This is a genomic window from Sphingomonas sp. GW821-FHT04B01 (genome assembly GCF_059420425.1).
On the sequence record NZ_JBWKTR010000009.1, the window covers coordinates 36,249 to 60,842 of the forward strand.

25 protein-coding genes are annotated in these 24,594 nt (G+C 68.3%); 12 read left to right on the forward strand and 13 right to left on the reverse strand.

What is annotated here, in order from left to right; translation table 11 throughout:
* Nucleotides 1-2 precede the first annotated feature (2 nt).
* Complete coding sequence (locus AC07UH_RS17850; protein ID WP_495181357.1) at nucleotides 3-1,700, reverse strand: methyl-accepting chemotaxis protein; 1,698 nt, start codon at nucleotides 1,698-1,700, stop codon at nucleotides 3-5.
* Nucleotides 1,701-1,750: 50 nt separating this feature from the next.
* Nucleotides 1,751-3,688 carry a methyl-accepting chemotaxis protein gene (locus AC07UH_RS17855; RefSeq protein ID WP_495181358.1) on the reverse strand — a complete coding sequence of 646 codons (1,938 nt, stop codon included), beginning with the start codon at nucleotides 3,686-3,688 and terminating at the stop codon, nucleotides 1,751-1,753.
* 360 nt (nucleotides 3,689-4,048) lie between these two features.
* Here AC07UH_RS17855 and AC07UH_RS17860 point away from each other — a divergent pair, with 360 nt between their 5' ends.
* The 4 genes from AC07UH_RS17860 to AC07UH_RS17875 all read left to right on the forward strand — a co-directional run bounded on the left by AC07UH_RS17860 (nucleotide 4,049) and on the right by AC07UH_RS17875 (nucleotide 7,987).
* Nucleotides 4,049-5,167 carry a serine hydrolase domain-containing protein gene (locus AC07UH_RS17860; protein WP_495181360.1) on the forward strand — a complete coding sequence of 373 codons (1,119 nt, stop codon included), beginning with the start codon at nucleotides 4,049-4,051 and terminating at the stop codon, nucleotides 5,165-5,167.
* A 61-nt stretch (nucleotides 5,168-5,228) separates the two neighbouring features.
* Nucleotides 5,229-6,554 (forward strand): chloride channel protein, encoded by a 1,326-nt coding sequence (locus AC07UH_RS17865; protein WP_495181361.1) that lies wholly within the window; start codon nucleotides 5,229-5,231, stop codon nucleotides 6,552-6,554.
* Nucleotides 6,555-6,777: 223 nt separating this feature from the next.
* On the forward strand, nucleotides 6,778-7,011 hold the full coding sequence (locus AC07UH_RS17870; RefSeq protein WP_495181362.1) for a hypothetical protein: 234 nt from the start codon (nucleotides 6,778-6,780) through the stop codon (nucleotides 7,009-7,011).
* The gene (locus AC07UH_RS17875; RefSeq protein ID WP_495181363.1) at nucleotides 7,004-7,987 is read left to right on the forward strand and encodes a GGDEF domain-containing protein; all 984 of its coding nucleotides are present in this window, start codon (nucleotides 7,004-7,006) and stop codon (nucleotides 7,985-7,987) included. The genes AC07UH_RS17870 and AC07UH_RS17875 overlap by 8 nt, the downstream gene beginning before the upstream one ends.
* Before the next feature lies 1 nt (nucleotide 7,988).
* Here AC07UH_RS17875 and AC07UH_RS17880 read toward each other — a convergent pair whose 3' ends face one another.
* Nucleotides 7,989-8,279: a hypothetical protein gene (locus AC07UH_RS17880; protein ID WP_495181364.1), complete on the reverse strand. Its 291-nt coding sequence runs from the start codon at nucleotides 8,277-8,279 to the stop codon at nucleotides 7,989-7,991.
* A 196-nt stretch (nucleotides 8,280-8,475) separates the two neighbouring features.
* Here AC07UH_RS17880 and AC07UH_RS17885 point away from each other — a divergent pair, with 196 nt between their 5' ends.
* Nucleotides 8,476-9,195: a Crp/Fnr family transcriptional regulator gene (locus tag AC07UH_RS17885; RefSeq protein ID WP_041394135.1), complete on the forward strand. Its 720-nt coding sequence runs from the start codon at nucleotides 8,476-8,478 to the stop codon at nucleotides 9,193-9,195.
* A 285-nt stretch (nucleotides 9,196-9,480) separates the two neighbouring features.
* On the opposite strand, the gene AC07UH_RS17890 is transcribed toward AC07UH_RS17885, so the two are convergent.
* Together AC07UH_RS17890 and AC07UH_RS17895 are read right to left on the reverse strand one after the other, a co-directional pair.
* A complete protein-coding gene (locus AC07UH_RS17890; protein ID WP_495181365.1) occupies nucleotides 9,481-10,566 on the reverse strand; it encodes a catalase family protein in 1,086 nt (361 codons plus the stop codon).
* Between the two features lie 13 nt (nucleotides 10,567-10,579).
* On the reverse strand, nucleotides 10,580-12,610 hold the full coding sequence (locus tag AC07UH_RS17895; protein ID WP_495181366.1) for an L-dopachrome tautomerase-related protein: 2,031 nt from the start codon (nucleotides 12,608-12,610) through the stop codon (nucleotides 10,580-10,582).
* Nucleotides 12,611-12,784: 174 nt separating this feature from the next.
* On the opposite strand from AC07UH_RS17895, the gene AC07UH_RS17900 reads away from it, so the two are divergent.
* Complete coding sequence (locus AC07UH_RS17900; RefSeq protein WP_495181367.1) at nucleotides 12,785-13,792, forward strand: aldo/keto reductase; 1,008 nt, start codon at nucleotides 12,785-12,787, stop codon at nucleotides 13,790-13,792.
* A 55-nt stretch (nucleotides 13,793-13,847) separates the two neighbouring features.
* Here the strand turns inward: AC07UH_RS17900 and AC07UH_RS17905 are convergent, their stop codons facing one another.
* Complete coding sequence (locus tag AC07UH_RS17905) at nucleotides 13,848-14,003, reverse strand: hypothetical protein (RefSeq protein WP_171009366.1); 156 nt, start codon at nucleotides 14,001-14,003, stop codon at nucleotides 13,848-13,850.
* A gap of 333 nt (nucleotides 14,004-14,336) precedes the next feature.
* Here AC07UH_RS17905 and AC07UH_RS17910 point away from each other — a divergent pair, with 333 nt between their 5' ends.
* Together AC07UH_RS17910 and map are read left to right on the forward strand one after the other, a co-directional pair.
* Nucleotides 14,337-14,528, forward strand: coding sequence for a ParD-like family protein (locus AC07UH_RS17910; protein ID WP_041394142.1), 192 nt, complete (start codon nucleotides 14,337-14,339; stop codon nucleotides 14,526-14,528).
* Nucleotides 14,528-15,295 carry a type I methionyl aminopeptidase gene (map, locus tag AC07UH_RS17915; protein WP_041394143.1) on the forward strand — a complete coding sequence of 256 codons (768 nt, stop codon included), beginning with the start codon at nucleotides 14,528-14,530 and terminating at the stop codon, nucleotides 15,293-15,295. The genes AC07UH_RS17910 and map overlap by 1 nt, the downstream gene beginning before the upstream one ends.
* 60 nt (nucleotides 15,296-15,355) lie before the next feature.
* On the opposite strand, the gene AC07UH_RS17920 is transcribed toward map, so the two are convergent.
* Nucleotides 15,356-15,724 (reverse strand): hypothetical protein, encoded by a 369-nt coding sequence (locus AC07UH_RS17920; protein WP_495181368.1) that lies wholly within the window; start codon nucleotides 15,722-15,724, stop codon nucleotides 15,356-15,358.
* Between the two features lie 129 nt (nucleotides 15,725-15,853).
* Here AC07UH_RS17920 and AC07UH_RS17925 point away from each other — a divergent pair, with 129 nt between their 5' ends.
* Nucleotides 15,854-16,222 (forward strand): hypothetical protein, encoded by a 369-nt coding sequence (locus AC07UH_RS17925; RefSeq protein WP_495181369.1) that lies wholly within the window; start codon nucleotides 15,854-15,856, stop codon nucleotides 16,220-16,222.
* Between the two features lie 16 nt (nucleotides 16,223-16,238).
* On the opposite strand, the gene AC07UH_RS17930 is transcribed toward AC07UH_RS17925, so the two are convergent.
* Together AC07UH_RS17930 and AC07UH_RS17935 are read right to left on the reverse strand one after the other, a co-directional pair.
* On the reverse strand, nucleotides 16,239-17,021 hold the full coding sequence (locus tag AC07UH_RS17930) for a hypothetical protein (RefSeq protein WP_495181370.1): 783 nt from the start codon (nucleotides 17,019-17,021) through the stop codon (nucleotides 16,239-16,241).
* A gap of 66 nt (nucleotides 17,022-17,087) precedes the next feature.
* Nucleotides 17,088-18,029 (reverse strand): diguanylate cyclase domain-containing protein, encoded by a 942-nt coding sequence (locus AC07UH_RS17935; RefSeq protein WP_495181371.1) that lies wholly within the window; start codon nucleotides 18,027-18,029, stop codon nucleotides 17,088-17,090.
* A gap of 273 nt (nucleotides 18,030-18,302) precedes the next feature.
* Here AC07UH_RS17935 and AC07UH_RS17940 point away from each other — a divergent pair, with 273 nt between their 5' ends.
* A complete protein-coding gene (locus AC07UH_RS17940) occupies nucleotides 18,303-19,496 on the forward strand; it encodes a PQQ-dependent sugar dehydrogenase (RefSeq protein ID WP_495181372.1) in 1,194 nt (397 codons plus the stop codon).
* Between the two features lie 19 nt (nucleotides 19,497-19,515).
* Here the strand turns inward: AC07UH_RS17940 and AC07UH_RS17945 are convergent, their stop codons facing one another.
* Both AC07UH_RS17945 and AC07UH_RS17950 read right to left on the reverse strand, forming a co-directional pair.
* Nucleotides 19,516-19,923 (reverse strand): hypothetical protein, encoded by a 408-nt coding sequence (locus AC07UH_RS17945; protein ID WP_495189890.1) that lies wholly within the window; start codon nucleotides 19,921-19,923, stop codon nucleotides 19,516-19,518.
* Nucleotides 19,924-20,012: 89 nt separating this feature from the next.
* The gene (locus AC07UH_RS17950; RefSeq protein ID WP_495181374.1) at nucleotides 20,013-22,037 is read right to left on the reverse strand and encodes a TonB-dependent receptor domain-containing protein; all 2,025 of its coding nucleotides are present in this window, start codon (nucleotides 22,035-22,037) and stop codon (nucleotides 20,013-20,015) included.
* A 222-nt stretch (nucleotides 22,038-22,259) separates the two neighbouring features.
* Here AC07UH_RS17950 and AC07UH_RS17955 point away from each other — a divergent pair, with 222 nt between their 5' ends.
* Nucleotides 22,260-22,496 carry a hypothetical protein gene (locus tag AC07UH_RS17955; protein ID WP_041394156.1) on the forward strand — a complete coding sequence of 79 codons (237 nt, stop codon included), beginning with the start codon at nucleotides 22,260-22,262 and terminating at the stop codon, nucleotides 22,494-22,496.
* 46 nt (nucleotides 22,497-22,542) lie between these two features.
* Here the strand turns inward: AC07UH_RS17955 and AC07UH_RS17960 are convergent, their stop codons facing one another.
* Together AC07UH_RS17960 and AC07UH_RS17965 are read right to left on the reverse strand one after the other, a co-directional pair.
* A complete protein-coding gene (locus tag AC07UH_RS17960; protein ID WP_495189889.1) occupies nucleotides 22,543-23,637 on the reverse strand; it encodes a DUF5694 domain-containing protein in 1,095 nt (364 codons plus the stop codon).
* A gap of 70 nt (nucleotides 23,638-23,707) precedes the next feature.
* Entirely contained in the window at nucleotides 23,708-24,136 is a 429-nt protein-coding gene (locus AC07UH_RS17965; RefSeq protein WP_495181376.1) for a hypothetical protein, read from the reverse strand.
* A 102-nt stretch (nucleotides 24,137-24,238) separates the two neighbouring features.
* Here AC07UH_RS17965 and AC07UH_RS17970 point away from each other — a divergent pair, with 102 nt between their 5' ends.
* Nucleotides 24,239-24,589: a hypothetical protein gene (locus AC07UH_RS17970; RefSeq protein ID WP_041394159.1), complete on the forward strand. Its 351-nt coding sequence runs from the start codon at nucleotides 24,239-24,241 to the stop codon at nucleotides 24,587-24,589.
* Nucleotides 24,590-24,594: the final 5 nt, after the last annotated feature.

Sequence of the window (24,594 nt, forward strand, 5' to 3'; positions counted from 1 at the left end):
CCTCACGCCACCTGACTGAACTCCGCATCCTCGGCATCCGGGCCGCCGCTGGTCAGATCGAGCGCGAAGCCACGGACGCGCGCCTGCTGGTCGAGCACCGATCCCGGCCGGGGTTTGCTCAGGGTCGCCAGCTTAGTGCCCTTGACCGCGGGACGGCGCGGCGCGGCAACGACCGCCTTGCGCGTGACCCGGGCCTTGATCAGGCCGGTATCGTCGAAGCGGAAGAAGGCGATCGTCTGCTGCAACTCCTCCGCCTGGTCGGCGAGCGTCTCCGACGTCGCCGAGATCTGTGCCGAGGCCGCGGCATTCTGCTGCGTCACCTCGTCGAGCTGCTGGATCGCCAGATTGACCTGATTGGCGCCGAGGTCCTGTTCGCGGCAGGCGGCGCTGATCTCGGCGACCAGTTCGGCGGTGCGGCGGATGTCGGGCACCAATCGGGTCAGCATGTCGCCCGCCTGGGTGGCGGCGACGACGGTATCGGAGGAGACCGAACCGATCTCCGCCGCGGCGGCCTGGCTGCGCTCGGCGAGCTTGCGGACCTCGGCGGCGACGACCGCGAAGCCCTTGCCGTGGTCGCCGGCGCGCGCCGCCTCGACTGCGGCGTTGAGCGCGAGCAGGTCGGTCTGGCGGGCGATCTCCTGGACGATGCCGATCTTCTCGGCGATCGTGCGCATCGCCTGCATCGCGCGATCGACCGCGACGCCGCTGTCCTCGGCATCCCGCGCCGACTGGCGCGCGATCTTCTCGGTCTGGGCGGCATTGTCGGCATTCTGTTTGATGTTGGCCGCCATCTGCTCCATCGATGCCGACGCCTGTTCGGCCGCCGCGGCCTGTTCGGTCGCACCTTGGCTCATCTGCTCCGACGAGGCGGACAATTGCATGCTGCCCGCCGCGACCTTGTGCGCCGCCTCGCCGATGCTGTGCACCACGGAACGCAGGCGGCCCGACATGGTGTTGACGGTGGCGACCAGATCGCTGATCTCGTCGTTGCCGGTGACGCGCACCTCGCTTTGCAGATCGCCGGCTGCAACCGTCTCGATCGCCTGCCCGGTGGTGCGCAATCCCTGCGCGACCATCCGCGACAGCCAGAAGCAGCCGACGAACCCGATCAGCAACGCCAGCCCGGCGGTGACGAACAAGGCCCGCCGCGCCGAATTGCAGAGCGCGTGCGTCTCGCTGTTCGCCTCGACCATCTGCGTACGCGCCTGATCGACGATCTGGTCGGCGATGGCGACCAGCGCATTGACCAGCAGGCGCGACTGATTGACCGACAGCGCGCCTGCCTCGGCATTCCTGTTGGCGAGCGCGAGCGTGCGGACCTGATCGTGGACCGGCAGGAATTCGGCCCATTTTGCCTGCGCCTGCTGCCACAATGGTCGTTCCTTGTCGGTCGCGCCGGCAAGGCCGCTCGCGAGCAGCTTCTGCGCCTCGTTGCGCGTCGTCATCAGGTCGGCATCGAGCTGCCGCATCTGCGTCACATCCTCGATCAGCGCCAAATTCTTCTCCTGGCGGACGACGATATTGGCTTTGATGACGAACGATTGGGCGATCTCCAGCCGTCTGGCCGGGCCGTTGACGAGATCGTCGACCGCGCGGTCGAGCGCATCCATCCGGCTGATGCCGATCCAGACCACGCCGACCAGCAGCAGCATCAGGACGGCGAAGGTCATCGCCATCTTCACCTTGATCGTCGCGCGCATGTTCGTTCCCCAGCCGTAACAATATAGGACATTGTAGGCTGGGAAACGCATCACCCCATGCGGCCGAACTCCACATCCTCGGCATCGGGGCCGCCGGTGGCGAGGTCGAGGGTGAAGCCGCGCAGGCGCGACGACGGGTCGATGCGCGTGCCGGCGCGCGGCGCCAGCAGCCGCGCCGCCTTGGTGCCCTTGATCGCGGGGCGCTTCACCGGCACCGGCGCCGGCCGGTGCGCGACGCTGCGGGTGGGACGCACCGCATCCTCGGGCAGGCGGAAGAAGGCGATGCTGTGCTGCAATTCCTCCGCCTGTTCGGCGAGCACGCCCGCGGTCGAGGAGATCTGCTCGGAGGCGGAGGCGTTCTGCTGCGTCACCTGATCGAGCTGCTGGATCGCCTGGTTGATCTGCGAGGCGCCGATATCCTGTTCGCGGCAGGCGGCGCTGATCTCGGCGACCAGCTCGGCGGTGCGGCGGATTTCGGGCACCAGCCGGGTGAGCATCTCGCCCGCCTCGGTCGCCGCACCGACGGTGTCCGACGACATCGCGCTGATCTCCGCCGCGGCGGTCTGGCTGCGCTCCGCCAGCTTGCGCACCTCCGCCGCCACCACCGCAAAGCCCTTGCCGTGGTCGCCGGCACGTGCCGCCTCGACCGCGGCGTTGAGCGCGAGCAGGTCGGTCTGGCGCGCGATCTCCTGGACGAAGACGATCTTCTCGGCGATCGTGCGCATCGCCCGGACGGCGCGATCGACCGCGACGCCGCTGCGCTCCGCCTCGGTCGACGACTGGCGCGCGATCTTCTCGGTCTGCGCGGCATTGTCGGCGGTCTGTTTGATGTTGGCCGCCATCTGCTCCATCGATGCCGAGGCTTCCTCGGCCGCCGCGGCCTGTTCGGTCGCACCCTGGCTCATCTGCTCGGCGCTCGACGAGAGCTGCTGGCTGCCGCTGGCGACCTGGTCGGCCGCGCCCGAGACGTTGCCGGCGAAGCTGACCAGCGACTCGACCAACGTGTTGATCGCGTCCTTCATCCGCTGGTGATCGCCGTCGCAGTCGATCGCGACGCGTTCGAGCAGCGAGCCGGTGCTGACCAGATCGAGCACGCGATTGCCCTCGCCGATCGGCAGCAGGATCGCGTCGAGCATGCCGTTGACGCCCTGGATCAGCCCGGCGAAATCGCCCCTGAAGCGCGCCGCGTCGCCGCGCTCGCGCAGCTGGCCGGCGGTCGAGGCGACGATCAGCCGCTGGATCTCCGCGATGATCGCGCGCAAATTGGTGCGCAGCAGTTCGATCGTGTCGTTGATGAACGCCTTCTTGCCGGGAAAGGCGTCGAGCGGCGCGTCGAAATGGCCCTGGCCGAATTGCTCGATACAAGCCATCGCCTGCTTCTTCACCGCGATATGGCCGGCGACCATCGTGTTGATCCCCGCCGCCATCGTCGCGAAATCGCCGCGGAAGGCGTCGACGGGCACGAACACGTCGATGTCGCCCTTGTCGTGCTCGGCCGACATCCGGTTCATCTCGGCGATCAGCCCCTTGAGGTTGCCGCGCAGCCGCTCGATCGTGTCGTTGAGGAACGCCTTCTTGCCCGGGAAGGCGTCGAGCGGCGCCTCGAAATCGCCGTCGCCGAAGGCGGCGACACAGGCCATCGTCTTCTTCTTCGCGGCGATATGGCTAGCGACCATATAATTGACGTCCTGCGCGGCGATGCGCAGGTCGCCGACGAACTGCGCGGCGGGCAGCACGACGTCGATGTCGCCGCGCTCATGCTCGGCGGACATGGTCGCGACCGCCTCCTTGAAGGCGCCGACCGGTGCGGTCGCCGCGTCGAGCATCGCGTTGATCTCGTTCAGCAAATCGCGGACCTCGCCGCTGCCTGCCGCGACGTCGCCGCGCTCGGTCAGGCGGCCTTCGGCGAAGGCGCCGCGCAGGCGACGCACTTCCGCGACCGCGGTCTGGATATGAGCCGAATCCTTCAACGAGAGATAGGGTCGCATGACCAATTGCCTTTGATACGGAGGAAAACGTCGGACAACAGACCGGCATGATGCGTCGCGGGCCGCCGCTGGTGAGGCGGCCACCGTGCGCTGCCGGCAACGAGAACAGCCTCGCCGGGTCATGGCGGGGCAGGCATGTCAGGCGGCGCCGAAGACAGGCAAACCGCAGGTTATTGCGTCACATTATCATGACGCCATATTCGAACACGTGAAACGCGAAACAAAGAAACAGGAAACGCTGGATCACGCATATGTCCGATATGGATTTAAGATCGAGTTAATGGACCCGGCCGGCGATCCGATCCCGTCCACCCGTATTATTCATGCAACACACGTTCGCCGATACGTTATGGCCGGCGCATGACGATGACGACGACGCGACGCACGCTCCTGATCGGCGCAACCGCCGGAGCCATCACCAGCGGCGCCGGGGCGGCTAGGCGCGCGTCCCCGGCGTTCCGGTTGCGGCCGTGGCTGGCGCTCGCCGCGGTGCCGGGGGCGAGCTGGGCATGGCTCGACGGCGCGACGGTGACCGCGCAGGCCGAGGGCGACGCCCGCGCGGGCGTTCCCGCCACTTCCGAGACGCTGTTCGAGGCGGCATCGCTGTCGAAGCCGGTGCTGGCCGCCGCGGTCCACGCGCTCGTCCGCGACGGCAGGATCGACCTCGACGCCCCCGTCGCGCGCCACGTCGACTTCACCCGCGATGCCGCGACCTGCGCGATCACCCCGCGCCATTTGCTGTCGCATGCCGGCGGCCTGCCGAACTGGCGCACCGATGCGGGCAGCGACCTCGTCAGCCGCTTCGCGCCGGGGTCGGCGTTCCGCTATTCGGGGGAGGGGTTCGTGCTGCTCGGCCGGCTGGTCGAGGCGGTGACCGGGCGCACCGCGGCCGAGGTGGTGCGCGACCGCGTGCTCGTCCCGGCCGGGATGACGCATAGCCGCTACGGCTGGACCGCGGAGCAGACACCGGCGGTCGCTTGGGCGCACGATGCCGACAGAGAATTGCTCCCCGAGGCCGGACCGGCGCATTTCGAGGCGCAGCGGGCCGCCGGACCGCGCCGCCCGGTCGAGACGTGGACGCGCAGCGACCAGATCGCCGCGGCCGCCGCGCTCGGCAAGCCGCCGCTGCCGCTCTTCATGACGCCGAACATGGCGGCGGGATTGTGGACGACGGCGGGCGATTATGCGCGCTTCCTGCGCTTCGCGCGGCGCTATCCGGCGATGGACGCGCCGGCGGTGACGGTGGCGGGCGATCTGTCCTGGGGGCTGGGCTGGGGGCTCGAACGGTCGGGCGGGCGGCGCTTCGCCTGGCATTGGGGCAGCAACGACGGCGTCGCCAATCTGTTTGTCCTCGATCTCGACCGCGGCACGGGGCTGGTGGTGCTGACCAACGGCGCCGGCGGCCAGCGCGTCTATGCGCGCGCGGCACGGGTCGGGTTCGCGCGCGAATTCGATGCGCTGACCTGGTTGCAGCCGTAACCCGCGGCGATGCGGGGACAAGACGGGTGACGATCGCCGCGCGGGGGGATTAAGAGACGGCATGCCCGATACACCGACGCTTCCCCGCCGTAGCCGCCGCTGGACGCCGGCGCGGTTCCGCGCGCTGCTGCGGTCGCGCGGGCCGACATCGGTGCGCTTCCGCCAGCGGATCGCGGTGATCGCCGGTGCGGTCGCGATCGGCATCGTCGCGGTGCTGTTCGCCGAAGCCGCCGACGCGACCGCTTCATTGTTCGACCAATACGTGCGGCGGCTGCCGTGGCTGCCGCTGCTGACCACGCCGCTGGGGTTCGTGGCGCTGGTCTGGCTGACCCGCCGCTACGTGCCGCTGGCGCGCGGATCGGGCATCCCGCAGGTGATGGCGGCGCGCGCCGACCCCGCCGCGGCGACCGGCAATCTGATCGCGGTGAAGACGGTGGCGGGCAAGGCGCTGCTGACGATGGGCGCGATCCTGTGCGGCGGCAGCGTCGGGCGCGAGGGGCCGACGGTGCAGATCGCCGCGGCGGTGATGGGGGTCAGCCACCGGCTGATGCGCGTGACGATGAAGGGCACGGTGGTGATCGCGGGCGGTGCGGCGGGCGTCGCTGCGGCGTTCAACACGCCGCTCGCCGGCGTGCTGTTCGCGATCGAGGAACTGGCCGCCGCCTATGAGCAGCGGATGACGCTGATGGTGCTGTCGTCGATCGTCATCGCCGGCATGGTCGCGCAGAGCCTGACCGGCAATTACGTCTATTTCGGCGAGATCGGCGCGCATATGTCGCTGACCGCGGCATTGGTCGTGGTGCCGGTGGCGGGCCTCGCCGGCGGACTGGCGGGCGGATTGTTCGCGCGCGCAATGCTGGCGCTGGCGCGCGGCGGCAGCCGGCTGACGCGGTGGAGCAAGGCGCACCCCTTGCTGTTCGCCGGCCTGTGCGGGCTGGTCGTCGCCGGACTGGGTGTCGCCACCGGCATGACCTGGGGCACCGGTTACGGCGCCGCGCGCGGGATGATCGGCGGGGTCGATGCTCCCTTGTGGTTCGGCCCGGCCAAGTTCGTCGCGACGCTGGCGACGGCGGTGGCGGGGCTGCCCGGCGGCATCTTCGCGCCGAGCCTCGCGGTCGGCGCGGGCGTCGGCAACCTGCTCCACGCGCTGTTCCCCGCCGATCCCACCGGCGCGGTGGTGATCCTGGGCATGGTCGCCTATTTCACCGGCGTGGTGCGCGCGCCGCTGACCGCGGTGATCATCCTGTCGGAGACGACCGCGAGCCGCGGGCTGATGCTGCCGATGTTCGCCGCGGCCTTCCTCGCCGACTGGGCGAGCCAGGCGGTGTGCCGCGAGAAACTCTACCACGGCCTGTCGGCGACCTTTTCACCGCATCAGGCGCCTTAGTGTATTATATTGGTGGCACACTTATGGCGCGGCTGCTACTATCGGCCTGCCAGTGCCTCTTTACCCTGTGCCTGGCGATCCTTTGATGGACTCCTCCGGCTGCCCCTCGTCCGGGGGGCAGCCGGCCTTTTGCCGCGGCCCTGCAATAATGAGCTTTTTCCGCACGTTAACCTTTGCGGTCTAGCGTGGAGGCAAGGACACGCCGCACAGGAGGGAGAGCGATATGGAGGAGCTTCGGCCGATGCCGCCCGGCGCGACGCCGCTGGCGATCCCGCCCGAGCTGGCGGCGAGCGTCGCCCGCCATCAGGAGCATCTCTCCGCGCTGATCGCCAGTCTGCGCGCGGCGGGCGTCGACGAGGCTATGGTCGCCGCCAGCGTCCGCACGTTGGTGGACAGCTATGCCGACGAACTCACCGCCGCGTTGCGCGAGATGCTGAGGGGGCAGTTGCATGGATGACGCCCGGCTGCACGACGAGGATGCGCGCGTCGCCGCACTGCGCCGGCTCGACGTGCTCGACAGCGCGGCGGAGTCGCCGTTCGAGAAGATCGTGACGCTGATCCGCACCGTGCTGGCGGTGCCGATCGCGACGGTGACGCTGGTCGATCGCGACCGGCAATGGTTCAAGGCGGAACGCGGCATGAACTGCCGGCAGACGCCGCGCGCGATCTCCTTCTGCACCCACACGATCCAGCAGCGCGAGCCGCTGATCATCGCCGATGCGCAGGCCGATCCGCGCTTCGCCGCCAGCCCCTTGGTCGCCGGGCCGCCCCATGTCCGCAGCTATGCCGGCATCCCGCTGCGCACTCCCGAGGGCTATAACGTCGGCGCGCTGTGCGCGATGGACACCGTCGTCCGCCAGTTCACCGCGGCCGAGATCGCGATCCTCGGCAATTTCGCCAATATCGTCTCCGACGAACTCGAGCTGCGGATGATCGCGCAGGTCGATCACCTCACCGGCGCGCTGACCCGCCGCGGCTTCGTCGAACAGGCGGAGCGCGAGATCGCGCGATCGTGCCGCTACGGGCGGTCAAGCACGTTGGTGATGCTCGACCTCGACCATTTCAAGGCGGTCAACGACACCTATGGCCATCCGATCGGCGACCAGGTGCTGCAACGCGTCGCCGAGGTCGTTGGCGTGACGCTGCGACCGAGCGACGTGCTCGGCCGGCTGGGCGGCGAGGAATTCGCGCTGCTGCTTCCGGAGACCAACGGCGACGAGGCGATGGTCGTCGCCGAGCGGCTGCGCGGTGCGATCGCCGATCACCCGATCGCGCTCACCGACGGCCGCATGCTGCCGGTCAGCGCGAGCTTCGGCGTCGCCGCGCTCGGCCCCGACATCGCATCCTTCCCGGTCTGGCTGCAGCGCGCCGATACGATGCTCTATGCCGCCAAGGCGGGCGGGCGCAATTGCGTGCGCCTCGCGCCGGCGTAGCTCACCCGCCGGCGTCGAACGCGAGGCTGGCGCCGATCCCGGACAGAAGGGCAAGCGCACGGTCTTGCGCCTCCTCGCGCTCACCGCGCTCGGCGACGATCTCGGCCCGCGCGTCCATCGCCACCGTGACGAGCGCGACCGCCTCGTCGACACTGAGCACGGACCGGGCGACGAGACCGTGGATCAGGCTTTCGACCAGCAGCAGCGCCGCTTCGCCATGCGCGTCGGCAGCCGGCGGTGCAGCCCTGTCGAGGTCGAGATCGGGGGCGGGGTCGCGAGTGTCGTCGATCATGATGCGCGTCATCCGTTCCGGTCAGGCGCGAGCGTCTTCTGCGTCTCGCAGCCGGCGGAGCCTGGGATATGGCCGACAGGGACATAGCTAGCAGGAATCGGGCCGCCTGCCCCATGCTTGCATCAATATTTGTGTATAACTTTTGTATATAACTTTGAGCAATATTACATGCTGGGATCCTGTGTGATGAAGCAGCATGACCAATCTCTTCGTCGAAAAATTACGCGGTTACTCGCCGCTCGACGAAGAGGACGTCGCCGGCCTGCTCGCGCTCACCGCCCGCCCGCGGCTCGTCAAGACGCGGCACGACCTGATCCGCGAGGGCGATCGGCCCGGTCCGGTGTTCGTGATCATGGAAGGCTGGGCGTGCCGCTACAAGGTGCTGCCGAGCGGCACGCGGCAGGTGCTGGCGTTCCTGATGCCGGGCGACGCCTGCGATCTCCACATCGGCCTGCTCGCCGAAATGGATCACAGCATCCAGACGATCACGCCGGCGCAGGTGGTGACGATCGACCGCGTCGACATGGACCGGCTGATGGCGCAGCGGCCGGCGGTGGCACGCGCGATGTATATCGCGCAGCTTGTCGACGAAGGCACGATGCGCGCCTGGATCACCAGCATGGGCCGCCGCACCAGCATCGAGCGCGTCGCGCATCTGATGTGCGAATTGTACCTGCGCGCGCGCGACATCGCGATCACCGGCGAACAGTCGCTGGCGCTGCCGCTGTCGCAGGTATTGCTCGCCGATGCGCTCGGCATGACCAGCGTGCACATCAACCGCGTGCTCAAGGAGCTGCGCGTCGCCGGTGCGATGACGCTCAACCGCGGCAGCCTGGAGGTCAGCGATCCTGCCAAGCTGGTCCGCATTGCCGGCTTCGACGACGGCTATCTCCATCGCCGCAGTAGAACCGCCTGATCCGGGAAACCGGTCGAGGCGATGACGCCGCGACCTCGCCAGCCCCGTTCTGTTACCTCGAACTTGATCGAGACTTCTGCGAAACTCCACCAGTGCTCCTGCGAAAGCAGAAGCCCAGGAGTCCCCGAACACCATAAGATGTTGTTTTGCTTGGCTCTGGGCTCCTGCGTTCGCAGGAGCACTGCGCTGGTTTCCCGATGATCGGGACCTTCGCAGAGGTGTCGACCCGATCCGGGGTGACGAAAGATGGGGCTTTGGCGATCATCAACACGCGGGGTGACGCGGCTAGGCCGGTATCGCCTCGATCGTCGCGGTGTCGGCGGCCGGGATGCCGTTCTCGCGATGGCGGAAGTCGCTGAGCGCCTTGTAGACCTGCAGCCGCGCACGCATCACCCCGCCGAGCGGGCGATGCACCGCGAGGCTGTGCGCCGGGCGGAAGGTCATCACCTCGTCGAAATAATGGACGCGCTCGGCACTATAAGCGGCCTGACGCGGCAGCCGGATCGTCGCGACGGTGACATAGGCGCTGTCCTCGACCGGCCATTCCACCGACGTGTCCTCGATCGGCTGCGTCTCGGCATTCGCCCACAGCTGCGCGCGCAGCTCGAAGACCGCGTCGTGCACATCGAAATAGTCGACCGCGGCGTGGCGGAAGCCGTCCTCATCGGCATGCGGGTCGAGCTGCCAGTCGTCGAGCGCCCGCTGCTCGGGCGCGACGGGGAAGGCGCCGAGCTTTGCGACGTAATCGCCGAAGCGGATCGGGCATTGGCTGAAATAATAATCGTCGAGCGGATGGCTGAACGGATGGCCGTAGAAATCGAGCGTCGGGCTCGGCCCGCCGGTGACCGCGTTGAGCACCGTGTTGATGTTGCGCGCGAGCGACGAGGCGACGCTTTTCACGCCCTCGGGCAGCGGCGTCGCCGCGCCGATCTTGCCGGCCTGCGACAGGAAGCCCGCAGCGGTGCCCGCGGGGAAGGTGGTGCCGCTCGCCAGCACGAAATCCTGCGTCGGCGCGTCATGGCCGGGCAGTTTCTCGCCCTCGACGCCGAACACCTTGATCGCCATGCCGCGATGCGTCGAGACGCGGTCGCCGAGCCGCTCGCCCGGCCCCTGCGCGAAGCGCACCGCGACCTGGAACGTGCCGCCGCGCGCGAACAGGCCTTGCGCCAGTTCGGGCGGCAGGTCGTCGGCGACGGTCAGTTCGCCGATCACGCAGGCGGTGCTCTTGGCGTGGCTGGCGCGGACGGCATGGCCCTCGCGCTGTTCGACCGTCTGGCTCTCCTTGGTCATGCCGGCGATGATGCCGTCGATCGTCTTCTGTTCGTCGGGCTCGGGCGTCTCGATCCCGGGGGCGTAGCGCAGATAGGTCATGATTGCCTCCGGATCACTTGACGGGCGGGAAGGAGAACAGCTCGGTCTTGATCGACGCGGGCGCACCCGGCGTGAACCAGTTGGTGTCCTGGATATGGCTGGCGGTGACGTACATCGTGCCGTCGCGCCCTTCCGAAAAGGTGTCGGGCCAGCGCAGCCGGCGGTCGGTCAGCACCGTTTCGACGGTCGATCCGTTGAGCCGCTTGATCGCATAATCGGTCGGCGAGGTGAGGTAGAGCACGCCCGCCTGGCTCATCCACAGGCCGTCGGCGACATGCGTCTGCGCGACGGTCGTCACCGCGGCCGCGCGATCGGCCTCGCTGACCTCGGGGCGCAATTTGGCGGTGTCGATCGCGTAGAGCGTCTTGCCGGTCAGCGCCTGATAATACAGCGTCTTGCCGTCCTTGGAGATGGCGATGCCGTCCGACGCGAACGCCGGCTGGCGGCCGTCGGGACGGACCAGCGGCTTGCCGTCGATCGCCACCTTCACCGTCTTGTCGATCTGCGTCGAGGCGTGGCCGTCGAGCGCGCGGAAGCTCTTGCCGCTCTCCAGATCGACGACGATGATCGCGCCGCGCGTGCCGGAATCGGTGATGTAGCCGGTCTTGCCGTCGGGCGAGAAGCGGATGTCGTTGAGATAGGTGCCCTGCAGCGCGACGTCGCCGGGGACCGCGATCACCTTGGTGACGCGGTTGTCGGCGAGGTCGATGCGGACGAGCTTGGGCGCGCCCTCAAGGATCTTCTCATTGCCCGGCGCGCCGGGGTCGAGCACCCAGAGATTGCCGTGGCCGTCGGGAACGATCGATTGCACACAGACGAAATAATCGCCGACCGGCAGTTCGTTGGCGCGCGCGTTGCGCCAGCTGTTCCACTTGGCGTCGGGATAGGGGCGCAGCGAGCCGTCCTTCATCACCTCGGCGACCGAGATCGGCGCATCGTCGGTCCAGCGCGGGAAGTTGACGAAGCGGCGGCCGTCGGCGGTCACCGCGACGCCGGTCGCCTGATGGTCGAATTGCGCGACCTGGGTCAGGCGGCTGTCGCGCCCCTGCGCCTGGGCGACGCCGACGGCCGCCGCGGCGACGAGGCCGATCGCGGCGATACCGGCGGCAAAGGGGGCGACTTTCTTCATGGGCAAACTCCGGTCGATACTATCGGTGAGCGCGGCGGGATCGCCGGCGAACAGGTTGAGCAGGTGGCGCGCGACCGCATCGGGGTTCTCGCGCTGCGGGAAATGGCCGACGCCGGCGAGATGGACCTTCGCGAACGGGCCGGTGAATTTGGCGGGGACGTGCCTAGACGCGCTCGGCGGATTGATCCCGTCGGCATCGCCCTGGATGTACATCGCGGGCAACGCCAGCGTGCGCGTCGCCTTGACCTTGTCCTCGAGCCACTGGCTGCGCGGATCGGGCTCCGCCTCGTCCCAGCGCGCGCGATAGCTGTGCAGCGTCACGTCGACCCAGTCGGGATTGTCGAACGACCGCGCGACGCGCGCGAAGGTCGCCTCGTCGAACCAGCCGGGCGGTGACCAATTGACCCAATGGATGTGCGCGAAGCCTTTGCGGTCGTCGCGCACCGCCTGCGCGCCGCGCGCGGTCGCCATGAACCAGTGATACCATTGCCGCTGCGCCTGTTCGAACGGCGGGGTCGGCATGCCGCCGAGCCGCGGCGGGGTCGACAGCATCGCCAGCCGCACGATCCGCTCGGGCCAGCCGACCGCGAGCGCCTCGGCGGTGTTCGATCCCCAATCGTGGCCGGCGACCATGAAGCGCGCGATGCCGAGCGCATCCATCAGCGCAATGGCGTCGATCGCCAGCATCGCGCTGTTGCCGGTGCGCGGCGCCGCGGCATCGGCGAAGCGGGTGGCGCCGATGCCGCGCAGGGTCGGTACGATCACCCGGAATCCCGCCTCGGCCAGCACCGGCGCGACCGCGTCCCAGGTAGATGCATCGTCGGGCCAGCCATGTATCAGCAAGATCGCGGGCGCATCGGGTCCGCCCAATTCGCGATAATCGATGATCAGATCATCACGGGCGACCGTCGGCATGGCGTTCTTTCTGTTACGTCACCGCCGACAACCGTCGATCAACTCGCGCGTTCCGATTTTAATCTGCATCAATAAAACATATTGGCCGGGAACGACGGGCCAAGGCTGCCGTTCTGGCCGCTACACCCGGCATCGGCGCACGGCCGGTTCGCCCCCGGCAGGAAAGGCCGCATCATGGCTAGGCAACGCTATCGTCCCCCGCACGACTTCGGCCTTGGCGGGGTCGCGATCGGCAACGAATTCCAGTTCGCCACCGACGACCAGGCCGAGGCGACGCTGGCCGCCGCATGGGATGCCGGCGTGCGCTATTTCGACGTGTCGCCCTGGTACGGGCTCGGCCTCGCCGAGCGGCGCTTCGGCCGCTTCCTCGCGCGCAAGCCACGCGACGAATTCGTCCTCTCGTCCAAGGTCGGAAAATTGCTGCGCGCCAGCCGCGACCATCAGGCGAAACGCTATTTCCCGTTCACCAACTCACCCAATACGCCGCATTTCGATTACAGCGCCGATGGCGTGCTGCGCTCGATCGACGACAGTCTGCAACGGCTCGGGCTCGACCGGCTCGACATCGTCTTCGTCCACGACCTGTCACCCGACAACGATTTCCTGCCCGACGATTGGGAGACATTGTGGACCGTCGCGGAGCGGGGCGCCTTCCCGGCGCTGACCCGGCTGCGCGAGGAGGGCGTGATCGACGGCTGGGGGATGGGGGTGAACTGCCCGCAGCCGATCCTCCGCTGCCTCGAGGTCGCCGACAGCGACGTGCATCTGCTCGCCAGCCAATATTCGCTGGTCGATCACGCCAATGCGGTCGAGCAGGTGCTGCCCGCGGCGCGCGCGGCGGGGGTGAGCTTCGTCGTCGGTTCGGCGCTCAACGCCGGCTTCCTGGGCGGCGAGCCGCGCTACAATTACGGCGCCGACAATATGGTGATTGCCGCCGACAAACGCGACAAGCTCGCGACGCTGCGCGCGGTCGCGGGGCGGCACGGCGTCGATCTCGTCGCCGCGGCACTGCAGTTCAGCCTGGCGCCCGACGTCGCCGCGGCACTGATCGTCGGCACCGCCAGCCCGACGCATATCCTCGCCGACCATGCCGCGTTGCGGGCGAAGATCCCTTCCGGCTTCTGGGACGAATTGCGCGCGACCGGCGTGCTCCATCCGGACGCGGCGGTCCCGCCGGCATGATGCCGACCCCGGGCGAACACGGCCCCCGTCGTGTTCGCCCGGGATCGGCCGCACCTCAATGGACCGCGACGCCCTCGTCGACGAGCCCGAAGCTTTCCTCCAGCGTGGCGATCGACATGCTTAAATGAGCCGCCGGCAACGCCAACCCCATCCGATCCATGATCATCAGGGCACGTTCCATCAGGGACAAAGCTTCGAAACTGTCGGTCATCGTTCGTATCCATCGGCCCGGGTTAGGGCTGAGCGGCGCCTACGCAACATAAGCACCGCCTACCAACGAACTTAGCCAATGATTGTAAGTGATTGCGTGACGCACAGATGATAGCTTCGTCATGATTAACATCGTCGTAAGCATGTAAACGCCAAACAACTTGTAGAGGCAAGACCTTTTGCCGCCCTGAAGTGGCAAGATCATTGTCCGACCCCGCTTATGCTCTCCATCCGACCATGACGATTATCAGAAACAGTCCCTCCTGCACGTCGCGGCATTGACCGGCCGGCATACGGTCCATATACGAATCGTATAGCCGAAAGGGACGAAGAGATGGGTATCGTCAAGATCGACGACGCACTGCACGCACAGGCGCGCCGCGCCAGCACGACGATGTGCCGCTCGATCAACGCGCAGGCCGAATTCTGGATGAAGATCGGCATGCTCGCCGAGGCCAATCCGACGCTGTCGTTCAACGATATCGTCGCCACGCAGCTGTCGGTCCGCGCGGCGGCAGCCGCCTGATGGTCAAGACTCCCGACGAACTGGCGCTGATGCGCATCGCCGGCCGGCTGCTCGCCTCGGTCTTCGAGATGCTCGACGCGCAGGATCTCGCCGGCATGTCGACCTTGCAGATCAACGACATGGTCGAACGCTTCATCACCGTCGACCTCGCCGCGCGGCCGGCGAGCAAAGGCCAATACGGCTTTCGCTTCGTGCTCAACTGCTCGATCAACCAGGTCGTCTGCCACGGCGTCCCCGACGCCGACGAGATCGTCCGCGACGGCGACATCATCAACCTCGACATCACGCTGGAGAAGAACGGCTTCATCGCCGATTCCAGCAAGACCTATCTGGTCGGCGACGCCCCCGCCGCGGCGAAGCGGCTGGTCCGCGTCGCGCAGGAGGCGATGTGGGCGGGGATCCGCCAGGTCCGCCCCGGCGCGCATGTCGGCGACATCGGCTTCGCGATCGAGCGCCATGCCCGCCAGAACGGCTATTCGGTGGTGCGCGAATTCTGCGGCCACGGCATCGGCCGCGACATGCACGAGGAGCCGCAGGTGCTCAATTTCGGCCGGCGCGGCGCGGGCGTACGGCTGCGCGAGGGCATGACCTTCACGATCGAGCCGATGGTCAACCAGGGCAGCCGCAGGGTCTCGACCCGCGACGACGGCTGGACGGTGGTGACCGACGACGGCAAGCTCTCCGCGCAATTCGAGCACACCGTCGCGGTCACCCACGACGGCGTCGAGGTCCTGACCCTGCGCCGCGACGAGACGCAGGCGGGGTAGGGGACGGCGCCGGGCTGCCCGGTCGGCGTACCTGCGCTCGATCCGCCCCGACCCGTCAGCTCAGACCTGGTCCTTCAGGTCGAGGATCGGATGCCAGGTACACGACGTCGGCGTGAGTTCGACGGCGCTCGAGCAAATCCGCCCGGCTTCCGCTATGTTCGCCAGCGTCGCTGTACGCCCCGGCTCGAGGATCACAATCTTGCGCCGGCCCGCGCTTTCCAGCGCGAAGTGGCAATTGCCGGTGCTGCTTGTCACGCAGCGGACTTGCAGAAGATGACGATTGCCATCGTAATCGGTCGCCGTGGCGAGCTTCGTACCGGGATGATAGGCAAACGACAGCCTGAGATCCGGCCGCGGCAATGCCGCTGCCGTCAAAGCGACCGCGCCGAATATGGTCGCAACCACCAATGATCGCCGGATCGAAATCATAAGCCCCCCATTCCAATCGAAAGACTGATCGGACTCGACCGGTTTGTCGAGCGTGATGACTGCATCGCGCAGCCGCCATTCATGTGGTGCGGTCTATCGCCGCGGGATCAGGTTTCGATGGAGCGAATGATGACCGTGCTGATCACCGCTTTGGTCTTGGCCGCGACCGGCGCGGGTGCACAGATGCCGGCGCGCGACTATCCGAGCTGCGACCTGCACGCGCAGCAGGCGCTCGTCGGCGGGCCCGGTGGGTCGATCGGGGACCGGGGGCAGGCGCATATCACACTGCGCGCCAACATCCTGCAGGCCGACATCGGCAACGCCCGCAAGGCGCGCCGACTGACCCAGCCGCAGGCCGATACGCTGTGGCAACGCGTGGAGCGCGTGCGCCACGGCAGCGACGGCTTCACGCGGCAACAGGGCTTCCTCAGCGCAGGCGAACGAGCCTCCTACGATCGCGCGCTGGACGCCGTCGCCACTCGACTCTGCCGGCGGTGATCCGGCGCGGCCGCGCTCAGCCGCGGGCGAAGATCGTCGCGGCGCCCGAGGCGACCGAGGCGAGCCGGGCGACCGCGGCGTCGTAAGCGGCGGGCATCTGCGTCATCGCCGCCATCGCGCGATCGATGTCGTTGAGACTGCCCCGCGCGGCATCGTGATCGTCCGCGCCATGCTGCCGCTCGGCGCGGCGCAGGATCGCGCGCACCTCGTTGGCGAGCGCGCGCGCGTCATTGGCGAAGGCGGCGTCGTCGGCGCCATCGTCCGGATGCGCCGCAGCGCCGCGCCGGCCGGCATCGCTCCGCGTCCGGGTCGCGGTGCCCGCGGCAGGCGTCACCTGCACATCGCTGCGGGCGGCGTTGCCGGTCGCGCCGGCGAGGTCCTGCGGCACGTCCTCGGCCGGCGCGGGGGTCGGCGTCAGATTGGCCCCGCCGACGATCGTGACCTCGGTGCCCTGCACCGCGAAGGCGGTGCCGCCGGCACCGACATATTCCTGCACCGCTTCGGCCAGTTCGCGCGCGATCTGCGCCGCGGCCTGGGCGAGCTTCTCGGCATCGGCGGCATGGAGCAGCTTGAGCAGGTGCAGCCGCGTCTTCAGTTCGGCGATCCTGGCGGCCGCGCGCGCCTTGCCGCCATCGCTGCCGCTGCGCCGTACCGCGTCCAGCGTCGCCAGCGCCTCGCTCGCGGCCTGCGCCGTGCCGTCGGCCGGTCCGATTCCCGGGGCCTCGGCCGCGGATAGCGGTGCGATGCGGTCATGCGGGATCGGGGCGATCGCCGTCAGCGTGGATCTGGCTAGCTTCATGGACCGTCACCCCATCGTCACCCGTCCATTATAGCGGGATCGCCGTGCCCGCGGAAACGCGCGCCCTCAGACCGTCCCGTAGACGTCGCGCCCGCCCGCGGCCGCGCCCGCGGCGAGATTGGCGCGCGCCTGTTCGATCGAGGCGGTCGTCTCGTCGCCCTTGCCGACGACGATGCCGGCCGAGGCGGTGAGCGGCCCGATCACGTCGCCGCTGCCGCGCAGCTTCAGCCGCCGCGCATGGAACGCGTCGAGCGCCTCCTCCGCCAGCGCCCGCGCCATCGTCAGCGCGACGTCGCGCAGCACGACGATGAATTCGTTGCCGCTCCACCGGATCAATTCCTCGTCCGGGAAGCTCTCGCGCAGCGTCGCCGCGAAAGCGCTGAGCACGTTGTTGCCGACCGACCGGCCATAGCGCGCGTTGATCCCGACCAGCCCGTCGATGCCGAACAGGATCATCACATACGACCGCCCCGACAGCGCGACTTCGCGGAACAGCCGCTCCCCGCCGGCCTGGTCGAGCGCCGCGGTGAGCCCGTCGCGCTCGTGCCCGGCGACGCGCGGCGCGCCACCGGTGATCGCGTCGCGCAGCCGGGCGAGCTCGCCACGAAGGTCGGCGAGTTCGCGCTCGGCCTGCGCCAGCCGCGCGACGATCGCATCCTGATCGACCGGCACGCGGCCACCCGCCGCGCCGATATCCGCGCCGAGCGTGCGGGTGAGGTCGTGGGCGTCCGCGGCGAGCGATCCCAGTTCGTCCGCCTGCATCGCGACGTTGCGCTCGCGCCACGTGACTTCCGGCGGCCCGTCGCGACAGTAGCGGTCGATCAGCATCGTCGCGGTATCCGCGGTCAGCCGCAGCCCGCCGTCGGTATGCTCGTCGATGTCGCGCGCCAGCGGCGAATGCGGATTGGCGACGTAGCGGCTGGCAAGATCCTGATAGGCCGGACTCGGATCCAGCCGGTGCCGTTCGAGAAATGCCAGGGCCTCGCGGGCAAGGTCGAACGACGGCATCGTGACGGGTGCTTTCGATAGGACCGTTTTGGAGATAGGACAGTTGCCCTGACGCGAGATATCGTGCCCGGATGCGGCAGGCAACATCCTGGGTTATGGAAACATCGTGCTTGACACGACGGGCGGCGGGCAAGCCCTCATCCAGGATAGTGTAGCGGCCGTTCACCCTCTTTACGCGGCATCCTCCTTGATTGTCATACGTTTAGTCGAAAACCGCAGGCGCATTCCGCAGCGGCGGGGGCCTTCGACGGGCCGCAACGGGAGCATGACGTGATGCGGCCAGGCCTGTATGTCCCGATCGCGCTGGCGATGGCGCTGGCCGCATGCGGCGATGGCGACGGCGGCAGCGACGCCGCCCCGATCGGCAGCCCCGCACCGACACCGACACCGGTGCCGGCCCCTACGCCGACACCGACCGCGACGCCGACCCCGACCCCGGCGGTGGCCGCGGTCGACCAGCGCGTCGTCGCCAGCTTCGACAATCCCTGGGCGATGGTGTTCCTGCCCGACGGGCGGATGCTGGTCACCGAGAAATCGGGGCAGCTCCAGCTCGTCACCCAGACCGGCGGCAAGACGCAGGTCGCCGGCGTGCCGCGCGTCACCTTCTCGGGCCAGCTCGGCCTGCAGGATGTCGTGCTCGACCCCGGTTTCGCGAGCAACGCGCGGATCTGGATCAGTTATGCCGAGCCCGCCAGCGGCGGCCAGCAGCTCGCCGTCGCGCGTGCGACGCTCGATCTCGCCACCACGCCGCGGCTGACCGACCTGGCGGTGATCTGGCGCGCGACGCCGGCGACCACCGGCGGGCAGCTGGGCGCGCGGCTCGCCTTCGCGCCCGACGGCCGGACGTTGTTCGTCACCAGCGGCGAGCGCCAGCAGGGCACGCCGGCGCAGGATCTGTCGGGGACGCTCGGCAAGATCGTGCGGATCACGCTCGACGGCAGCGCCGCATCGGGCAACCCCTTCGCCGCGACCGCCGGCGCGCGCGCGGAGATCTGGTCGCTCGGCCATCGCAATCCATATGGCCTGGTCTTCGCGAGCGACGGCCGCCTGTTCGAATCCGAGATGGGACCGGCGGGCGGCGACGAGTTCAACCTGATCGAGGCGGGCAAGAATTACGGCTGGCCGCGGGTGTCGGAGGGCGACAATTACGACGGTACGCCGATCCCGCGCCACGCCACCAATCCTGCCTATACGCCGCCCCTGGTCAGCTGGACGCCGGTGATCGCACCCGGCGGGATGATCCAGTATCGCGGCACCGCCTTTTCCGGCTGGACCGGCGACTTCCTACTCGCCGGGCTGGCGCAACAGGGCATCGTCCGCGTCCGGGTGTCGGGCAGCACCGCCAGCGAGGTCGCGCGCATCGGCCTCGGCAACCGCATCCGCGAGATCGAGGAAGGGCCGAACGGCACGCTCTGGGTATTGCGCGACGGATCCGGGGGCGCGCTGGTCCAGCTGACGCCGCGATAGGGGAAGAGGCGCCGCGCCGCTACGTCGACGATCGCTCCGTCACGCGCCGCGCCAGGCTGGCATACTGGCCGGACAACGACTTCGCTTCGCCGGTCTCGATGCGGTTGCAGACCGCATCGACCGGCCGGATCGACAGCGATCCGACGACGATGCTGGGGTTGAAGATCATGCCGTCGCGCGCCGCGGCATCGCCGTCGTCCGCCCACGCGCCCCCGAGATTGCGCCGGATCACCTCGCCGACATAGCAGGCCACGCCGATCACCAGATCGGCGACGTCCGCCGGATCGACCCTCTTCTGGTGAAGCCCTTCGAGGAATGCGTCCATCTGACCGATGCCCGCTTCGGAATAGTCCAAAGCGCTGCCCGTATCATCCTGATAATATGCGACGAATTCCTCCGCCTGCTCCTGTATCCCTGCCCGATCCACGCCGTCCCCCCGGATATCCGCGATGATCCTTATTATAGCGGCGACGCGCGCCGAGCCGCGTAGCGCGCTGTGCAAGGCACTCCCGCGCGCTAGAACCGCGCCGCGGCGGAGACGAAGGCACGTCGGCCGTCCTCGTTATAGTCGATGCTGGTCAGCCTATCCTGGCGGACGTCGAACAGGTTGAGCAGCCCGGCGCGCAGCGTCAGCCGTGGAAAGCGGTAGCTGACCGACGTGTCCACCGTCGCATAGCCGTCGCGCGTGACGGTATAGCGGGGGTTGGGCGAGACGTTGAGATATTGGCGGCCGACGTAATTGGCGGTCGCGAACCAGCCGAACGCATCGCCTACCTGCCAATTGGCGGACAGGTTGGCGGAATGTGCGGGCGTATAGGCGACCGGCAGTGCCGGATCGGACGACCGGTTGACCGCATCGAGATAGCTGTAGTTGGCGGTCACCTCGAGCCCGCGGGTCACGTCGGCACGCAGGCTGGATTCGACCCCCTGCGTCCGCACCCGCGCCAGATTCTCGTAACGGAAGATCGGACGGCCATCGGGCAGGATACCGACGAAATTGGGATAGGCGCGGGCCAGTTGCGGATCGCGCGTACGGTTGACGATGCTGATCTGGTTGCGCAGTTCGTTGCGGAAGAGGGTAACGCCGGCAGACATGCCCGTGCCGTCGAACCGCGCCGACGCCTCGTAGCTGGTACTGGTTTCCGGCTGCAGGGCGGTCGAACCGATGATGTAGCAGCCGGCGGTCGCGCTGCCGCATGACACCGACCCCCAATTGGGCGCATTCTGGAGCAGGGTCGGGGCGCGGAAGGCGCGCGCCCAGCCGCCCTTGAGCGTCACCCGATCGACGGGATGCCAGACCAGATAGGCGCGCGGACTGTGGCGGCCGCCGAAATGCTCGTGGCGATCATAACGGTCGCCCAGCGTCAGCCGCAGACGATCGACGATCCGAATTTCGTCCTCGCCGAACAGCGCCCATTGGCCGACCCGGGTGCTCGGCCGCATGCTGCCCCCCGGAACGCCGGGCATGCCGGTCAGATGCGCGGGATCGTAGAGGGCCTGATCGCGATATTCGCCGCCCGCGGTGAAGGTCTGGCGCAGCGCGGCGACCGGTACGGTCAGTCGCCCGTCGACCTGCCCATCGCTGGCCCGATTGGGCTGAACCCTGCCGGACACGTTGCCGGCCAGGTTGCGGATGCGGTTGCCATAGGCACGCAATTGGCCGTGGCCCCAGTCGAACGTCCCCTCATAGGTCAGCGCCGCGCTCTGACGGGTCAACGGCGTGTCGCCATGGAGCAGCCGGTTGTAGCCGTAATTGAGCGAGACGCTGTTGCGCCGGTCGGGGGTCCAGACCAGCGTCCCGTCGGCGAACGTCTCCTCGACCCGGTCGAATCCGGCCAGGGTCGCGCCGGCGGCATTGCGCGTCGGAGCGTCCGCCTCGCGCACATTATGGCCGCCGTACAGTTTGATCCCAAGCGTGCCGGGGAGGAGCGGGCCGCTGACATAGCCGCCGAGCTTGTCGTAATTGCCCGACGCATGATCCTGCTGCACCGTGCTGTCCGCGGCCAGCGTACCATGCCACGCATCGCCGACCGGCTTGGTGATGACGTTGACGACGCCTCCGATCGCATCGGTGCCGTACAGCGACGACAAGGGGCCACGCACCACCTCGACCCGTGCGATCGCTTCGACCGGCACCCAGTTGGAATCGAAATTGTTGCCGCGAAACGCCGCATTGCCGGCGTTGACGCGTTTCCCATCGATCAGGAACAAGGTGTAGTTGCTCGGCAGGCCACGGATCTGGATGGTACGCTGGTTGCCCGCGCGGTTGAGCGTGACGCCCTCGCTGCGATCGAGGATATCGGTGAGATCACGGACCGGGCGAACCGCCAGCTGCTCGGCGGTGATCACCGATACGCTCGCGGGAACGTCGATCAGGCGTTGCCGCTGCCCCGATGCGGTCACGACGATATCGGTTGCCGCGGACGCCAGCGCGTCGTCAGTCGCCGGCGCGTGGTCATCGTCGACGGACTGCGCCTGTTGCGCCCACGCCGTCATCGGCGTCGCCGACAGCAGCAACGCGATGATCCAGATCTTCCTCATCATGTCCCCCGACCGGCACCATGATCCGCTCCCCTGCGGACCTCTAGGCTGACCGACAGACAGCGCGATTGATTAATAGCTAATGCGAGTCAATATATTTAAGACAAGTGCTTGGATGGACCGGTTTTGATCGGCCACCCTCCGCGGATTCGTTCAGGAACGATGTCATGTCGGTCGCGTAATGCTGACCACCAGCCCATTTCCGGGTGCGGAGAGATATCCATGAAAATCAGCACGATCCTGGGCGCCATCGGCATGATCGCCGCCACCCTGGGCACGGTCGGCACCGCCGACGCGCAGCGCCGCGACCACGACCGCGATCGCGGCCGCTACGAGCATCGCGACCATCGCGGTCCGCACGGCATGCGTCACGATCGCGGCCGCCGCTTCGAGCGCAACCGTCACGATCGCTGCCGCACCGTGATCCGTCACGACCGCCGCGTCCGCGTCTGCCGCTGACCGGATCGGGAGCCGGCGACCCTCGCGTCGCCGGCTCCCCCTACGGCTAGCGCAGCACGACCTGCGGATCGACCAACCGCACGTCGTGCATCTGGCTGAGATAGGCCTCGTAATACCCTTTGTGCGACGCGCCGACGATGGCGAGCATCCGCATGCCGGGATAGCGGCCGAGCACGTCGCGGATGTTCGCGACCATACGCAGGTTGCGCGTCTCCCAGTAACCGACATAGCCCCGGCCGAATTGCTGCGGCGATGGTTCGATCAATGCGGCGCCGAAATCCGCGCGATAGGCCTGCAGCGGCATCTCGAGCGAATTGAGGAAACGATAATAAGCGAGCAGGCCGCCGGGCTGCGACAGGCCGCGCCGCAGCGGCGCCTCCGCCGCTGCGCGGGCGCGATTGGCGGGATTGTCCCAGGCCCGTTCGATCGCCGCCTGATACGCCTTGCGCTCCGCCGGATCGGGGCTGTCGGGCGTGTCCGCGGAATGGTCGTCGACGCTCCACAGCCGTTCGAGCCCGAGCCGCGCGGCGAGTACCGCCGCGATCAGGCTGCTCTCGTTACGCGATACCCTGCGCGCATCGAGCGCGGCCACCAGCGTGGCGTCGAGGCCGTCGCCAGCATGGCGCTCCACCGCGGGCAGCCGCAGCCATTGCACCAGCGCGGAATTCGGCTCGCCCGCGGCGAGGAACACCGCCGCCAGCCGGCGCCGCTGCGCTGGCGAGGACGCGGCGGGCCAGCCGGCAAGCAGCCGCTCCGCCTCGGCATTGGCGGCGGGGACGTCGAGCCCGATCGCACGGCCGGCGGGTGCGGGATCGAAGCAATAGGCCTCGACCGTCTCGGCATAACGCGACGGATAACGACGCAGCGCATCGCATTGCAGGCCGGACATATCCTCGGTCGCGATCCCCGTCGGCCGCCAGTCCGCGAGGCGGTCGAGCAACGGCGTGAGCGTCGCCGGATCGAAATCCTTGGGTAGGCCCGACAGGTGCAGCGTCCCGAGCACCAGCACTTCGTTCGGCCTGCCGACGGGTGGTCCTTTCAACGTCTCCGGGTGGAAGACGGGGCGGTAATCCTGCGCCGGCGCTGCTCCCCCAGCCACCGACAGCGCCGCTAGGGCCCCACCCACAAACCTGCGTACCATGCGCATCCCCCAAAAGCGGATGCGTCATGCTACCACCACTGTATTGGGCGAGCAATACAGTGGTATTCGATCACCGCACCGCGCTGCGCAGCCCGGCGGGGAGCTGGTCGATCGGGCAGTAACGATAGGACGTCGCGGGGCCGCGCGTCGCGAGCGCGAAGGTCAGCGCATCGGCAACGGTCACCGTCTGGCGCTCGACGAAGCGGGGGGCGGGGCCGGCACCCGCGTCGATGCACGACTGGCTGACGGTATAGCGATTTCCCTTGCGCGACAGCACCCGGGCGCGACAGGCGCGGGTATGTGCGGTGCTGAGGCCGCGGCCGTCATATTGGCGGATCTCGGCATTGGCCGGATCGCGGCAGCTCGCGCCCTTCATAACATAGATGCCGGGCTTGAGCCGGTAGACGCCGCCCGGCCTGGGCGAGGGATCGACGCTAGCCCAGGCGCCGGTCGCGGCGAGCAGCGCCAGCAGCGGCGCGGCGATCGTCATGCGTGTCATACATCCTCCTTGGTTGCCTGACGGATAAACCCGGCAAGCCGGACCGCGGCTCCATTGCGTCATGGCTGTTTCGAGTGCATATAACGGGCAGGGAGTGCACTCATGCTAGCCGCGTTTCTAGACGATATCCGCGATCACGACATGATCGCCCCGCGCCGCATGGCGGACCGGCTGCGGCTGCCGATGGCGCGGCTGGCGCGGCTGGCGCACGTCAACCGCAACACGATGGCTGCCAAGCCGGAGAGCCCGGCGGTGCAGGCCAAGCTCGGCGAGATCGCGCGGATCATCGCGCGCGCGGCCGAACTGTCCGGCGACGAGGGCAAGGCGATCATCTGGTTCCGGCACCAGCCGATCGCCGGTTTCGGCAAGACCGCCGAGGAACTGGTCGAGGCGGGGGAGGCCGCGGCGGTGCTGTGGACGCTCGAGACGATGGACCAGGGCGTCTATGCGTGACGGGT